Source organism: Aquimarina sp. AD10 (assembly GCF_003443715.1).
Taxonomy (GTDB): domain Bacteria; phylum Bacteroidota; class Bacteroidia; order Flavobacteriales; family Flavobacteriaceae; genus Aquimarina; species Aquimarina aggregata.
This window is the reverse complement of record NZ_CP031965.1, coordinates 1,273,686-1,289,461: the sequence shown is the minus strand read 5'-3', so window position 1 is coordinate 1,289,461 and position 15,776 is coordinate 1,273,686. Positions and strand designations below refer to the sequence as shown.

Annotated in this window: 14 protein-coding genes; 8 read left to right on the top strand and 6 right to left on the bottom strand. The window is 32.3% G+C overall.

The window, feature by feature from the left end; translation table 11 throughout:
• Positions 1-10 precede the first annotated feature (10 nt).
• Positions 11-3,034 (bottom strand): TonB-dependent receptor, encoded by a 3,024-nt coding sequence (locus D1816_RS05490; protein ID WP_118501471.1) that lies wholly within the window; start codon positions 3,032-3,034, stop codon positions 11-13.
• A 488-nt stretch (positions 3,035-3,522) separates the two neighbouring features.
• Positions 3,523-5,010 carry a PLP-dependent aminotransferase family protein gene (locus D1816_RS05485; RefSeq protein WP_118501470.1) on the bottom strand — a complete coding sequence of 496 codons (1,488 nt, stop codon included), beginning with the start codon at positions 5,008-5,010 and terminating at the stop codon, positions 3,523-3,525.
• 183 nt (positions 5,011-5,193) lie between these two features.
• Between D1816_RS05485 and D1816_RS05480 the strand changes: the two genes are divergently transcribed.
• The 3 genes from D1816_RS05480 to D1816_RS05470 are packed head-to-tail and all read left to right on the top strand — an operon-like array spanning position 5,194 to position 6,691.
• The gene (locus D1816_RS05480; protein ID WP_066309458.1) at positions 5,194-5,859 is read left to right on the top strand and encodes a pyridoxamine 5'-phosphate oxidase family protein; all 666 of its coding nucleotides are present in this window, start codon (positions 5,194-5,196) and stop codon (positions 5,857-5,859) included.
• Between the two features lies 1 nt (position 5,860).
• A complete protein-coding gene (locus D1816_RS05475) occupies positions 5,861-6,166 on the top strand; it encodes a DUF1272 domain-containing protein (protein WP_066309460.1) in 306 nt (101 codons plus the stop codon).
• 3 nt (positions 6,167-6,169) lie between these two features.
• Complete coding sequence (locus D1816_RS05470; protein WP_118501469.1) at positions 6,170-6,691, top strand: GNAT family N-acetyltransferase; 522 nt, start codon at positions 6,170-6,172, stop codon at positions 6,689-6,691.
• Positions 6,692-6,694: 3 nt separating this feature from the next.
• On the opposite strand, the gene D1816_RS05465 is transcribed toward D1816_RS05470, so the two are convergent.
• The 4 genes from D1816_RS05465 to D1816_RS05450 form a co-directional block, all read right to left on the bottom strand.
• Positions 6,695-7,069, bottom strand: a complete 375-nt coding sequence (locus D1816_RS05465; RefSeq protein WP_066309466.1) for a DUF4258 domain-containing protein — start codon at positions 7,067-7,069, stop codon at positions 6,695-6,697.
• A 78-nt stretch (positions 7,070-7,147) separates the two neighbouring features.
• Positions 7,148-8,353, bottom strand: a complete 1,206-nt coding sequence (locus D1816_RS05460) for an alanine dehydrogenase (RefSeq protein ID WP_066309469.1) — start codon at positions 8,351-8,353, stop codon at positions 7,148-7,150.
• A gap of 84 nt (positions 8,354-8,437) precedes the next feature.
• Positions 8,438-8,845 carry a tRNA (adenosine(37)-N6)-threonylcarbamoyltransferase complex ATPase subunit type 1 TsaE gene (tsaE, locus tag D1816_RS05455; RefSeq protein ID WP_066309470.1) on the bottom strand — a complete coding sequence of 136 codons (408 nt, stop codon included), beginning with the start codon at positions 8,843-8,845 and terminating at the stop codon, positions 8,438-8,440.
• Between the two features lie 30 nt (positions 8,846-8,875).
• Positions 8,876-10,426, bottom strand: a complete 1,551-nt coding sequence (locus D1816_RS05450) for a PglZ domain-containing protein (RefSeq protein WP_118501468.1) — start codon at positions 10,424-10,426, stop codon at positions 8,876-8,878.
• 141 nt (positions 10,427-10,567) lie between these two features.
• On the opposite strand from D1816_RS05450, the gene D1816_RS05445 reads away from it, so the two are divergent.
• From D1816_RS05445 to efp, 5 genes are read left to right on the top strand one after another with little or no spacing between them, the layout of a single operon-like run.
• Positions 10,568-11,797, top strand: coding sequence for an HD domain-containing protein (locus tag D1816_RS05445; RefSeq protein ID WP_118506214.1), 1,230 nt, complete (start codon positions 10,568-10,570; stop codon positions 11,795-11,797).
• A 24-nt stretch (positions 11,798-11,821) separates the two neighbouring features.
• The gene (gene lpxD / locus D1816_RS05440; protein WP_066309474.1) at positions 11,822-12,850 is read left to right on the top strand and encodes a UDP-3-O-(3-hydroxymyristoyl)glucosamine N-acyltransferase; all 1,029 of its coding nucleotides are present in this window, start codon (positions 11,822-11,824) and stop codon (positions 12,848-12,850) included.
• Complete coding sequence (locus tag D1816_RS05435) at positions 12,843-14,246, top strand: bifunctional UDP-3-O-[3-hydroxymyristoyl] N-acetylglucosamine deacetylase/3-hydroxyacyl-ACP dehydratase (protein ID WP_118501467.1); 1,404 nt, start codon at positions 12,843-12,845, stop codon at positions 14,244-14,246. Before lpxD ends, D1816_RS05435 begins: the two co-directional genes overlap by 8 nt.
• Before the next feature lie 24 nt (positions 14,247-14,270).
• On the top strand, positions 14,271-15,053 hold the full coding sequence (gene lpxA / locus D1816_RS05430; RefSeq protein ID WP_066309476.1) for an acyl-ACP--UDP-N-acetylglucosamine O-acyltransferase: 783 nt from the start codon (positions 14,271-14,273) through the stop codon (positions 15,051-15,053).
• 49 nt (positions 15,054-15,102) lie between these two features.
• Complete coding sequence (efp, locus tag D1816_RS05425) at positions 15,103-15,669, top strand: elongation factor P (protein WP_066309478.1); 567 nt, start codon at positions 15,103-15,105, stop codon at positions 15,667-15,669.
• Positions 15,670-15,776: the final 107 nt, after the last annotated feature.

Below are 15,776 nucleotides of genomic sequence, written 5' to 3'. Positions count from 1 at the left end.
GTTTTTTGTATTAAAATCCTACTTTTACTCCAAAAATGAATGACCTTGGATTGGGATAAGCTCCGGCATTTATACCAGCTGCGACATCTACACTTTTATTCCCTGCATTATCATCTGCGGGTACAGATGTAAGCTCAGGGTCATAACCAGTATAATCTGTGATTAAAAATAAATTTTGCCCAGTCACGTATAATTTCACATTAGCATTTATGTGTTTTATGTCTTTAAGGGTATATCCCAAAGTAAGATTGCTAAGTCTAATAAAATCACCTTTTTCTACATAACGAGTGGATCCAGCTTCGTTTGGACCTCCTGCGGGTATATCAGTTTCATTTTGTGGAGTCCATTGGTTTAATTGTTCAGGAGCCAAAAAACTTCTTTGATTTCCAGTGTTACCTACAATAACACCTTGTACAGCATTAAGAATATCAAAGTTATGTACCCCTTGAAAGAATACATTTAAATCCCAATTTTTATAAGTAATCGTATTATTAAATCCCCATGTTAAGGTTGGAGTACCATTACCAATAGCTCCAAATAAAATTTCACCATTTTCATCTCTAAGGTATTTAGCATCTCCAGGTATTCTTCCAAAAGTAGCTGCTTCTGCAGCTTCAGAGGTTTTCCAAGTACCTAAAAATGTAGTTCCATTAAATTGACCAAGTGGTTGGCCTACTTGGATAATATTCCAAATTCGGCCTTGTCCATCGATACTACCAAAGGTTCCTTGGATTTCATCACGTCCACCTAAGTCAGTTACTTCATTTTTACTATGTGACAGATTAAAATTAGAATTCCAATTAAAATTATCCGTATTGACTACATCTGCTGCAATAGCAATATCGATTCCTTTATTTTCAACTTCTCCTATGTTTTTTGAAATTGTTACATTACCACCATTAGAAGGGATAATCGGATCATCTAAAAGTAGGTCTGTGGTGTTTTTTTGGTATGCATCAATTGAGAAATTGATTCTTCCTTTTAGAAATGTAAGATCAACACCTACATTTGTTTGTGTGGTAGTTTCCCATTTTAGGTCTGGATTACCAAAACTATCAGGTGTTACGCCTGGTGTAGCATCTGATCCATTAAAAGAGAAGTTTGCATTTTGTACATTGGGAAAAGTGGTGTATGGGTCTATATTTTCATTACCTACTTGACCCCAGCCAGCTCTCAATTTTAGATTACTAAAAATAGTACTGTTTTCTATAAATGGCATATTATCGAATGAATATGCTAAAGCCACTGAAGGGAAATACCCTCTTCTGTTATCTGATCTAAACACAGAAGATTCATCCATACGAACCGTACCTGTTACAAATAGAGCGTCGTTGTATATGTATTCACTACGTGCCATTAAAGATTGAATACTTCTTTCTGAAAAATTGTTAAAAACGGTTTGACTAGAACTAGGAGCGGTTTCTGCAAAATAAAATCCACCTGGTACAAAAAGACGAGCAGCAGTATAGCCATTAAAACGATTTTGAATTCCTGAAAATTCATAAACTCCGGTCGCTTTTAAATTATGCTTACCAAATTCTTTCTGCCATGAAAGGATATTACTGATTTGATGTGTAGTGTTTTTGTTATTACCAAAAGTAGCAGTTGGTGGATCAGCTCTAAATGTTCTGTAACTTTCACTAGATCCGTTAAAAGTAGTAACCCCAGCAATTAATGTATAGGTTAGATTTTCTAATATATTGTAACTAAGGTTTATATTGGCATCAATACGATCACTTATATTTTCAACATTTGCCAGTGTTAAGTTGGCAACAGGGTTATAGTTTAAAGAAGCCAAACTACGGTTGGATAGGTTGTTGTAATTTCCGTTTTCGTCAAAAATAGGAGTAGTGGGGTCCCATGACAACGCATTTAGTACCACACTTCCTTGAAATCGCCCAAATTGGTTTAAATCATTTATGGTTGTGGTTCGACTACCAAAAATATTAAAGCCAATTTTAAATTTATCTGAGATATTTGCATTTAGATTTGATCGCAACGAATATCGTTCATAATTTGTATTAATAACCACACCTTCTTGATTAACGTAGTTACCCGATATAAAATATCCAACTTTTCCTTCAGATCCATTCGCAGATAGTTGAAGATTTTGACTTATAGCTGTTTGAAAAATTTCGTCTTGATAGTTGGTTCCTCCATTAGCTTCGAAACCGGCAATTTCTGCATCGGTAAATATTGCTGTTCCACCACCTCGGATTCTTCTGCTGTTTTCTATCCTCGAAAAATCAGCGGCTCCTAAAGTTGGAAGTAATTCTGGAACTGCAGAGATCGTTGTAAAGAAGTCTATATCAATTTTTGCGACTCCTTTACCTTTTTTAGTACTTATCAAAACAACACCATTAGACCCTCTAGATCCATATACAGCAGTTGCAGAAGCATCTTTTAAGACATCTATAGAAGCAATGTCGTTAGGGTTTAAAGTACTTAAATCACCGCCTATAAAACCATCTATTACAATTAGTGGATCATTACTACGGTTAATAGAATTTGCACCTCGAATCCTTACTTTAATAGCAGAACCAGGAGCTCCATTAGCTTTAGCAACTGTAACACCTGCGGCTCTACCTTGTAAAGCCTCTTCTAAACGGGCTAAAGGTTGATCTTCAAAGGATTTTGCAGATACTTGTGTAACAGCACCGGTTAGATCACTTTTTCTTGCAGTACCATAACCAATAACAACAACATCATCTAAGGATTGCACATCTGCAATTAATTTAATGTTGATGTTTGTTGTATTGCCAATTGTTATTTTTTGAGTTATAAACCCCAAATATGATATTATAAGTTGATCTCCGGTATCGGCAGAAATGCTAAAATTTCCATCAAAATCAGTAATTTGTCCTGTCGATGTTCCTTCAACTAAAATATTTACCCCAGGAATTCCTACATCGTCTTCGCCTACAACTTTACCTGTTATTGTTTGTTGTGCATGTGCATCGGATATACCTATTATTAGTGTGAGTAAACAGGTAATGAGACACTTTTTTAATAATTTACTAGACTGTTCTTTCATGATTATAATTTGAATTTGAAAAAATTAATAAAGTATTCCATTCCTTCACTAAAAATTCGTTTTCGAGTAATCACGACACTGTATGTCAATTAATGCTTAAATGTTTTTTAACAAAAGCATTTACCAAAGAACAACTAACAAGTGTTGTCAAGTTAGTATTACTAAATAGAACCTATTATTACTTAGTTTGTATAAATTTTATACCCAAAATTTTAGAAAAGTAAAAGTTTTAAGAAATTTGCTAATCGTTTGAAGATTTTTTAACAACTAACATATTTTGAGTATACTAATGGTCTTTATTGTTGCTATTCATTTGTGTGTTTTTCTTTAATAAGATGTTCATTGGTTAATACTGTAAATATTTACAATGCACTCTTCCTTAAGTGTGTCATATGGTTTGAAACTTATAACAAATGATTTTGAATTATAAAAATGAATTAAAAAAACACTTTTGATACAATAATTATCTTGGCAATATCCTGCTAAAACTAACAATTTATAGATTTCATGATTTTAGAAAGTCTATGAATTACTTCATGAATTTCTTCTTCATTTAAAGATGCAAAACCAAACCTTATTCCATTATGACCAGAGTTATCATTATCGTAGCGTTTCCATTCAGCATTAAACTCAAGGTTTAAGAGTTGGGCTTTTGAAATTACGGTATCCCAATTGTATTTTTTATTTAGTAAGACCCAAACAGCCATGCCGCCTTTGGGGATTTGAAAGTCGAAATAATTCCCTAATTTTTCTTTTAAAAGAGCACAAAATAAGTCTCTACGTGTTTTATAGATTTTTAATGCCTTTTTACTATGTCTTTGAATGTCACCAGAAATAATCATACGTGCCATAGTTTGTTCTAAAATCATATCTCCTTGTCGATCTATTATACGCCTTAATCTAGCTGCTTCATCGATAAAATCCTTTGGTGCGATCATATATCCGATACGCATAGCTGGAGCTATTATTTTGGTAAAACCTCCGATATAAATTACATTTCCGTAGTTGTCATTACTGGCCAGAGGTAGAATGGGGGAGTTGCTATAATGAAAATCATAATCATAGTCGTCTTCAATAATTGCAAAATTGTACTTTTTTGCAAGTTGTAATAAGTGCATCCTTCTTTTTGCAGATAATGTAACTGTCGTAGGGTGGTGGTGATGTGAAGTTACATAAATTGCTTTTATTTTTTTCCTTTCACAAATATTTTCAATTACATTCGTATCTAATCCATTTTCATCAACTGGTACACGTTCTATAATGCCACCAGCTTCAGTAAATGTGTTATCAGATGTCATATAATTTGTTGTTCCTACTATAATCCTATTTGTAGTATCATTAAGAAGAAGTTGACCTGCTAAATACATTCCCATTTGGGTTCCTCTAGTAATTAATATGTTATTTAGAGAAATGTTTAAACCACGTGTTTCATTTAAGTAGTTAACAAGAGTTTTCCTAAGTTCAAGATTGCCATATATAGAGTCATACCCTAAGAGCTTTGTGTAGTATGCTCTTTTAGTAATATTGCGATAGGTTTTAGCAATTTCTTCTATTGGGGCTAATCTATTGTCGGGTACTCCATCGTCTATTCTTAATTCTAATGAATCAATTTTCTGTTCTTTACGAATTAAATGAGGACGATGTATAAAAGAGAAATTACTTTTAGTTTTAGAGTTGGTTTGTAAGCTGTTTTTGCCAAAAGATTGTTGTTTTATTACAGGTAAAGAGCTTTTAATATAGGTGCCTTTTGCAGGTAGAGTTTCTACCCATCCTTGGGCAATTAATTCATCATACGCAGCTATTATTGTTTTACGATGAACATTAAGATCTTCAGAAAGTTTTCTTGAACTTGGTAATTTGGCAGAAGGGGGGAGTTGACCTGATTTGATAAATCCGATAATTTGATCACAAATTTGTAAATACAGATTGCGATTATTTTTACGCTCTAAAGTGATATTATTTTTAAATGGAAACAAAACTGGACTATTATATATTTACAAACTGGATTATTACAACACACCATAAAACTAATATTTTTGAACAAGAAATAAAACAAGTTTTATTTAAGATGTATTGCTTTAGTATTATTTCGAGATTTAGTTTCTTCTCTTTTAAAGAGAAGAAACTATTTGTAAAGAAACATTAATATATAAATAATTATGGCAGAATATTCAATTTCAGAATTAAACAAAGTAAAGCGAGGTCCAAAAAGAGCTAATTATGATATAGATACAATTAATTCGATTTTAGATGATTCTTTTCTATGTCATGTAGGCTATGTTTATAAAGGTCAAGCCATCGTAATCCCCACGGCTTATGCAAGAAAAGGTGATGTTATTTATATTCATGGATCGCTAAAGAATAGAATGATGCTTAGTTTGTTAGATGCTGGTGTAGCAAGTGTTTCTGTGACACATTTAGATGGTTTAGTATTAGCGCGTTCTGCTTTTCATCACTCAGCTAATTACAGATCTGTTTCTATTTTTGGTAGTGTTAGAAAAATTGATGATTCTGATGAAAAAATGGAAGCCTTGGCCTATATTTTGAATCATATGGTTCCTGGACATTGGGACAATGTTAGACACCCAAATACTAAGGAGTTTAATGCAACCTTGGTTTTAGAAATAAAAATAAATACTGCATCAGCCAAAATTAGAGCAGAAGGAGTAAATGATGAACAAGAAGATCATGATTTGCCTATATGGGCAGGAGTGGTACCTATAAAACAAGTCGCATATGACGCTATTTCTGATACGAATTTACCTCTTGATGTTAAAGTACCAGAAGCTGTAAAGCTTTATGTAAGTAAAAATAAATCCATTTGATATGTTAGAAATAAGACCAGTTTGCGAAAATTGTAAAAAGGATTTGCCAAACACTAGCTCGGAGGCTATGATTTGTTCTTTTGAATGCACGTTTTGTAAAGATTGTGTTGATACCATTTTACATAATGTTTGTCCAAATTGTGGTGGAGGGTTTGAGAAGAGACCTACACGTCCAGTTAATTGTTTAACAGGTAACTGTACAGAAAAGTACCCTGTGTCTACTAAAATAGTGTATAAACCTATTGTTAAAGATAAGTTTAAACAGGTATTAGATTTTTTTATCGATATTGCACCTAGAAAAAGGTAATTTATGATTGAAATTAGGCGGGCAACAATAGACGATACTGAGCAAATTTCTCTTTTAGGGAGGGAAACCTTTATAGAGTCTTATGGGGGTTTTTTTAAAGAAAAGACTAATCTTGATAGTTATGTAAATGTTTCTTTTTCTACCGAAAAAATAAAAAACAGTTTAGCAAAACAAGAAAACGTATATTGGTTAGTATATGATAAAATAGGAGCTAAAGCTATTGGGTATGCTAAACTAAAATTGGACTCGCCTTCAGAATTTATTAAAGATCAAAACACATGTAAACTACATCGCATTTATTTGCTAAAAGGGTATGAAGGTCAGGGTATTGGTAGTAAACTTCATGAATGTATTATACAGACGGTAACAGAAAAAAAGTATACTAATTTGTGGTTGTCTAATCTAAAAATTAAAAAAGAAGCGGTAATGTTTTATAAAGGCAAAGGTTACGATATGGTAGGAGAGCATAATTTTACTATTGGCGAGGAAACCTTTGAGTTTTGGGCTATGCGTAAAAAACTGTAGTAATTACTCTGAGATTTGTATAGTGTTAATTCGAGCAATAGAATCGCAGTTTTCAATTAGCATTGATATTATTTTCTCTTTAACAAGGCCTTCTATAAAATAAGTCCTACAAGAATCCAGTTTCGTATTACTTTTTGAAAAATCGACATCTCCTTCAAGTAAAAGATAAGATATATCTGCTGTATCAATTTGGTTTGTTTGAATACTATTTTGAACCATTTTCGAAAAGACTCTCTCTTTTATCCTGATATTTTTTAAAACTCTTGATGATGGGCCATAGTCACATGATGCTTTTTTGCCTCCTAAAAAGAAAAATAACAGTATAAGTCCAATTCCAAATCCACCTAAGTAGTAAAATAAACGATGAGCTAATTTCATATGTTAAAAAATATGAGCCCAAAAGTAAGTAAAGTTTATTGAATAAATGATAAGGATTTTATAGAGTTATCCGGTTTTTTAAAGAATTAATAAATTAATATCTCTGTAAGATAAATCAAACCAATCTGCAATGGGTTTACTGGTTAAAATACCGTGATAAAAATATAATCCATTTTTTAAACCTCGATCAAATCTTACAGCATTTTCTATACCTCCTTCGTCACCAATTTGTAATAGGTAAGGAGTAAAAATATTACTTATGGATAATGAAGATGTTCTGGCGTATCGCGATGGAATGTTGGGTACACAGTAATGTAAAACACCATGTTTAATAAATGTAGGGTGATCATGAGATGTAACTTCACTGGTTTCAAAACATCCGCCCATATCAATACTTACATCAATTGCAACTGCACCTGCTTTCATACATTCTACCATGTTTTCTGTGATGATAACGGGAGCTCGATTTTTTCCTCTTACCGCTCCAATAACCACATCACATCTGCGTAATGCTTTTAGTAGATTTTTAGGTTGAATTGTAGAGGTAAATAAAGGTCTTCCTACATTAGTCTGGATACATCGCAATTTGGTAATAGAATTATCAAATACTTTTACATTAGCGCCTAACCCTATTGCAGAACGAGCAGCAAACTCACCAACTGTGCCGGCTCCTAAAATAACCACTTCTACGGGGGGTACACCACTAATATTACCCATCATTAGTCCTGATCCTTGAGATGTGGTAGCGCTACTCATTAACTCTGATGCAATTAGTACCGCAGCGGTCCCTGCAATCTCACTTAATGCTCTTACGGCAGGGTAGGCACCATCTGCATCTCGGATAAATTCAAAACCTAAGGCAGTAATTCTTTTTTTAGCTAAGGCTTGAAAATATTCTTTAGATTGTGTTTTTAACTGTAAAGCCGATATCAAAACTGTTTGCGGATTTACATGTTCAAGTTCTTCCAGAGACGGCGGTTCTACTTTTAATATAATAGGACACCCAAATACTTTAGTTCTATCATTAGTGATTTCTGCTCCAGCTTCACTATAATCTCTATCTGTAAAACTAGCTCCAATGCCTGCATTGGTTTCTAATAAAACTCTATGACCATGAGCGGTTAATGCTGCAACTGCATCTGGAGTAAGGCATACCCTCTTTTCTTGATAACTTGTCTCTTTTGGGATTCCGATAAACAATTTTCCTTTTTTAGGCGCAACTTCAATCATTTCCTCCTGTGGTAGAAGTTGTTCTTTGGTAAAAGGAGATTTGGATGTACTCATTTGTGTGAAATTCTGTATCTCAAATTACGAATAAAAAAGCCAACAAAACAAATAGTATTAAATTTTTAAAAACCAAGTTTTACTTTAACTATTTAATAAAAGTATTCTTTTGTCATTATTCGAAAGGTTGATTTTTACTATAGAAACGTCTTTTGGAAGTATGTTTGACACTTTTTCTGGCCACTCTATAAAAACCCAATTATTACTATCTAGATATTCTTCAAAACCAATATGATATGCTTCTTCTTCATCTTCAATTCTATAAAAATCAAAATGATAAATAGGCCCTGTTTCGGTATCATATTCATTTACTAAAGAATATGTGGGGCTAGAAATGATATCCTGAACCCCAAGTTGTTTACATATTTCTTTAATCAATGTTGTTTTTCCCATTCCCATATCAGCATCAAACAAAACAATTTTTGTACTTACATTGGTTAATATTTGTTTAGCTACAATAGGAAGATCTTCAAGAGTATATTCTATGGTCATTTTTTAAGTGTACTTCAAGAAAGTGAAATACTATCTTGGATTTAAAACTACAAATGGAATAATTATTTCTTCTAAAGAAACGCCACCATGCTGGTAGGTATTTCTATAATAACTAACATAATGATTATAGTTATTTGGATAGGCAAAGAAATAATCTCCTTTGGCAAAAATAAAAGAACTGCTCATATTTATTGACGGAAGATGTACAGTTTTTGGATTTGTAGCCTCTAAAACTTCCTTTTTTTCATAGGTCAAGCTCTTTCCTGTTTTATATCTAAGATTTAAACTTGTGTTTTTATCGCCAATGACTTTAGAAGGGTTTTTTACATTTATAGTTCCGTGATCAGTAGTAATAATTAATTTAAAGCCCATTTGTTGTGCCTGCTGTATCATTTCTAATAATGGGGAGTTTTTGAACCAGCTCTGGGTAAGAGATCGATATGATTTATCATTAGAAGCTAATTCTTTAATAACTTCCATTTCGGTTTTACTATGAGAAAGCATATCCACAAAATTATAAACTACTACCGTAAGATCATTGTCTTTTAATCCTTTAAAATTTGCAGCTAGTGTTTTACCAGACCTTTCATTAGTGATCTTGTAATACTCGTGTTTGATATTCATGCCCAAACGTTTAATTTGTGCAGTCAAAAAGTCATTTTCATGCATGTTTTTACCACCTTCATCAGTATCATCTAACCACAAATCAGGATGTCTTTTTTTCATCTCTGATGGCATTAAACCTGAAAAAATTGCATTTCTAGCATATTGAGTTGCTGTAGGTAAAATACTGTAATATGATTCTTCTCTTTCTTTTTTGTAGTAGTTGTTAACAGTGGGTTCAAAAGCTTTCCATTGGTCATATCTTAGATTATCAATAACAACTAGTAATGTAGGTTGATCCTTGCTAATCTCGGGCATTATTTTTTCCTTAAATAATGTATGAGACATTACAGGAGGATGATTTTTGCCATCAAACCAATCTGGATAGTTTTTGTCTATAAATTTACAGAATTGTGAGTTTGCTTCTGTTTTTTGAGATTCTAAAATTTCAAACATTCCCGTATCTTCGATATCTTCTAATTGCATTTCCCAATACAATAATCTCTGATAAAATTCTGACCACTCTTCAAAAGAATTCACCATGGCCATATCCATAGCAATTTTTCTAAATTCTTGTTGATAGTTTGATGTGGTCTTTTCAGAAACCAAACGAGAGTTATCTAAGTTTTTCTTTAAACTTAGTAATATTTGATTTGGATTTACGGGTTTGATAAGATAATCTGCTATTTTACTACCAATAGCTTCTTCCATGATGTATTCTTCTTCACTTTTAGTGATCATGACAACAGGAATACTATCTTTCTTTTCCTTAATTTCAGATAAAGTCTCTAGTCCAGAGAGACCAGGCATATTTTCATCTAAAAAAATAATATCAAAATTGTGGTCATCTATAATTTCTATAGCTTCAGTTCCACTTTGACATTTGGTAACTTCGTAGTTTTTTTTCTCTAAAAATAATATATGTGGTTTAAGTAAATCAATTTCGTCATCTACCCAAAGGATCTTTATTTTACTCATTAATTCTAATTTTAATTATCTGAAAATTCAATGTATAACTTATCTCTATGTTTTTATATTGCCAGCCGACTTAAATTTGGTTCGAAATGTTCTATATGAGCTGCATATATGTATATTTGCTTTTGTAAAAGTAAAGTAAACTTGAAAAAAAGAAATAAGCTAAAAATATTAAACGACCCAATTTACGGTTTTATTACCATACCTAATGAACTTATTTTTGATCTTATAGAACATAAATATTTTCAAAGATTAAGACGCATCTCTCAAATGGGATTATCGTATTTAGTCTACCCTGGGGCACATCATACACGTTTTCATCATGCTTTAGGTTGTATGCACTTAATGCAGAAAGCAGTGAGAGTTCTTCGTTTTAAGGGGGTTAACATTTCTGAAGAAGAAGAAGAAGCATTATATGTAGCAATTTTATTGCATGATATAGGACATGGTCCTTTTTCACATGCAATGGAACATAGCATAGTAAACGAAGTTAATCACGAATCAATTTCTCTGATGTTTATGGAGAAAATTAATGAAGAATTTAACGGTAGTTTAACGCTTGCTATTCAAATTTTTAAAGGAGAATACGATCGTAACTTTTTGCATCAGTTAATTTCTGGACAATTGGATATGGATCGATTAGATTATTTAAAAAGAGATAGTTTTTATACAGGAGTATCCGAAGGTAATATTAATAGTGAACGATTAATCACTATGATTACTGTTGTAAATGATGAATTGGTTATTGAAGAAAAAGGAATTTATTCTGTTGAGAAATTTTTATTAGCCAGAAGATTGATGTATTGGCAAGTTTACTTACATAAGACAAGTTTGGTAGCCGAGAATTTATTGATAAGAGTTTTGCAAAGAGCAAAAGAACTTGTTAATAGTGGAGTAAAACTGCCGGCTAGCAAGGCGTTATCGTTTTTTTTAGAAAACAGAATTACATTTGATAATTTTACACCAGAAGTACTAGAATTGTTTTCAAGGTTAGACGACTACGATGTAGTTTCTGCAATGAAAGAATGGGTGTATTCTGATGATTTTGTGTTAAAAACATTATCAGCAATGATTATAGAGAGAGATTTGTTGAAAATAAAAATCAAGAAAAAGCCTTTTAAAACGGAAAGTAAACAAAAACAGATTGAAAAAATAAAAGACGAATATCAAATTTCTGATGAAGATGCACGTTATTTTGTTTTTGAGGGAACAATTTCGAATCAAGCTTATCATCAAAATAAACAGAATATAAATATTCTTTTTAAATCAAGAAAGATTGTTGATATCGTCGAAGCGACAGATGAGTATAATCTTGAGGCTTTGTCAAAACCTGTTAAGAAATATTTTATGTGCTCTCCAAAGTACAAACATTAACACATTTTTTATACTTTTGCTAGAATGATTTTTACAGCCACACAAATTGCGGGTATTTTAAACGGTGAAATTGAAGGTGATGAGACCGTTGAAGTATCTAAGCTAGCTAAAATAGAGGAAGGAACTAAAGGGTCACTTACTTTTTTGTCCAATCCTAAATATACTCAGTACATATATTCAACAGATGCTTCAATTACTATTGTAGATAAATCCTTTGAAGCTGAATCAGGTATTAAGACCACATTAATTAGAGTTGAAGATGCCTACAAAGCTTTCTCTCAATTATTAGAGTACTATAATATGGTTAAAATGAATAAAAGCGGGATAGAACAACCTAGCTTTATTTCAGAAACGGCTTCTTATGGTGATAATATATATTTTGGAGCTTTTTCTTATTTAGGAGAAAATGTAAAGATTGGTCAAAATGCTAAAATTTATCCTAATGTATATATTGGTGATAATGTTACAATAGGAGATGATGTTGTCGTTTTTTCAGGAGCAAAAATATATTCAGAAACTGTAATAGGAAAAGGTTGCGTCGTACATAGTGGTGCAATAGTTGGAGCAGATGGGTTTGGATTTACACCTAATGAAAAAGGAGAATATAGTAAAGTTCCGCAGACAGGTAATGTTATTATAGAAGACTATGTAGATGTTGGTGCAGGAACCACAATAGATAGAGCTACATTAGGTTCTACTATCATACGTAAAGGCGTTAAATTAGATAACCAGATACAAATAGCTCATAATGTTGAAATAGGAGAACACACTGCTATTGCAGCACAAACCGGTATTGCTGGATCTACTAAGATTGGTAAGTATTGCCTAATTGGAGGTCAAGTAGGTATCGCTGGACATTTAACTATAGGCAATAAAGTAAGAATACAAGCACAATCAGGTATTGGAAGAAATATTAAAGATGGTGAAGCTATTCAAGGATCTCCTGCTTTAGGATATTCGGATTACAATAAATCATATGTACATTTTAAAAATCTACCTAAAATAGTAGATAGAGTATACAAACTAGAGAAAAAGATAAGTAATAATGAGTGATGTTGTTGTAAGCAAACAAAGAACCATTAAAAAGGAAGTAACCCTTACTGGAGTAGGATTACATACAGGAAAAGAAGTAACGTTAACTTTTAAACCTGCACCCGAAAATCATGGATATGCATTTTGCAGAGTTGATTTAGAAGGAAATCCTATCATTGAAGCAGATGCTAATTATGTGGTAAATACACAAAGAGGCACAAATCTTGAAAAGAATGGGGTTAGTATCCAAACATCTGAGCATGTTCTGGCTGCCTGTGTTGGTTTAGAAATTGATAACCTTTTAATAGAGCTAGATGCATCAGAGCCGCCTATTATGGATGGTTCTAGTAAGTTTTTTATCGAGGCCTTAGAAAAAGCAGATATAATCGAGCAAGATGCAGAAAGAGAAGAGTATGTCGTAAAAGATGTAATATCATATACAGATGAAGAGTCTGGAAGTGAAATTATTGTAATGCCTTCAGAAGAATATCAGGTAACTACAATGGTTGATTTTGGGACTAAAGTTTTAGGAACCCAAAATGCATCTTTAAAAAGACTTTCTGATTTTAAAACAGAAATAGCCGATGCAAGAACATTTAGCTTTTTACACGAATTAGAAATGCTTTTAGAGCATGGATTAATAAAAGGAGGCGATTTAAATAATGCCATTGTTTATGTTGATAAAGAGTTAAGTCCAAATACCATGGAAAAACTTAAAGTTGCTTTCGGAAAAGATTCTATAGCAATTAAACCAAATGGTATTTTAGATAACCTTACTTTACATTATCCTAATGAAGCTGCACGACATAAGTTATTAGATGTTATAGGTGATTTAGCACTTATCGGAACTAGGATTAAAGGTAAAATAATAGCAAATAAACCAGGTCATTTTGTAAATACCCAATTTGCCAAGAAACTTTCAAAAATAATAAAGATTGAAAAAAGGAATAAAGTTCCGCAGTTTGATCTTTCTAAGCCTCCGTTAATGGATATTAATAAGATAATGGATATGTTACCGCATAGATCACCATTCTTATTAATAGATAGGATTTTAGAGATGTCAGATAAACATGTGGTTGGTTTAAAGAATGTAACCATGAACGAACCCTTTTTTGTAGGACATTTTCCTGGAGCACCCGTTATGCCAGGAGTATTGCAAGTAGAGGCAATGGCACAAACAGGGGGTATATTAGCTTTAAGTACAGTACCTGATCCAGAAAATTATCTTACCTATTTCATGAAGATAGATAAGGTAAAATTTAAACAACAGGTATTACCTGGTGATACTTTGATTTTTAAATTAGAATTAATAACACCAATTCGAAGAGGTATATGTCATATGCAAGCATTTGCCTATGCTAATGGTAAATTAGTCACCGAGGCAGAACTCATGGCACAAATTGTCAAATCAAAATAAATTAATAAAATATAAACATAACCAATGAATCAACCTTTAGCATATGTTCATCCGGGAGCAAAAATTGCAAAAAATGTTGTCATAGAACCCTTTACAACAATTCATAATAATGTAGTAATAGGAGAGGGTACATGGATAGGCTCTAATGTAACGATTATGGAAGGTGCCCGTATTGGGAAAAACTGTAGTATTTTTCCGGGAGCTGTTATTTCTGCAACACCTCAGGATAAGAAATTTAATGACGAAGATACGATAACAGAAATAGGAGACAATACAACTATTCGTGAATGTGTCACTATAAATAGAGGTACAGCCGATAGAATGAAAACCAAAATTGGTAAAAACTGTTGGATCATGGCTTATTGCCATATTGCACATGATTGTATTGTTGGGGATAATTGTATATTTTCAAATAATAGTACGTTAGCAGGACATATTAATGTAGGTGATTATGTAGTGCTTGCAGGTATGGCAGCAGTACAACAATTTTGTAGTATAGGAAATCACGCTTTTGTCACAGGTGGGTCATTGGTTCGTAAGGACGTTCCTCCATATGTAAAAGCAGCTCGTGAACCATTATCATATGTAGGAATTAATTCTATTGGTTTACGAAGAAGAGGATTTACAACAGAAAAAATTAGAGAAGTACAGAACATATATAGAATTTTGTATCAACAAAATTATAATAACACTCAAGCAGTAGCTATTATCGAAGCAGAAATGGAAGCTACACCTGAGCGAGATGAAGTTTTAGAATTTATTAAAAATTCTCAAAGAGGAATTATGAAAGGCTATTTTTCAAATTAAGAGAATAAGTCGATAAGTAATAATAACAGCAAAATAAAGAAATAGAATAATGGCAAGTACAAGTGATATCAGAAATGGATTGTGTATTAAATACAACCACGACATTTATAAAATTATTGAGTTTTTACATGTGAAACCAGGAAAAGGACCTGCTTTTGTTAGAACTAAACTTAAAAGTGTTACTACAGGAAAAGTGGTTGATAATACATTTTCTGCAGGGCACAAGATTGAAGATGTTAGAGTTGAAACACATAAATTTCAATATTTGTATGCCGAAGGAGATACATATCACTTCATGAATACTGAAGATTATAATCAAATTACTTTAGAAAAGTCTTCTTTAGATGCTCCAGGATTATTAAAAGAAGGAGAAGTAGTTACTGTGATAATCAATTCTGAAGATCAAATGCCATTATCTGTAGAAATGCCAGCAAGCGTAATTCTTGAAGTAACAGCAACAGAACCTGGTGTAAAAGGAAATACGGCAACAAATGCAACAAAACCCGCTACAGTAGAAACAGGAGCAGAAGTAATGGTACCTCTATTTATAAATGAAGGGGATAAAATTAAAGTTGAAACAGAAAAAGGTACTTACAAAGAACGTATTAAAGAATAATTAATATAGACTATTAAAATAGAATAACTCTAAAAACCAAAGGCAAAACCTTTGGTTTTATTGTTTTATAAATATAAGTTTGTGCAAAACATAAAAAATTAACGTAT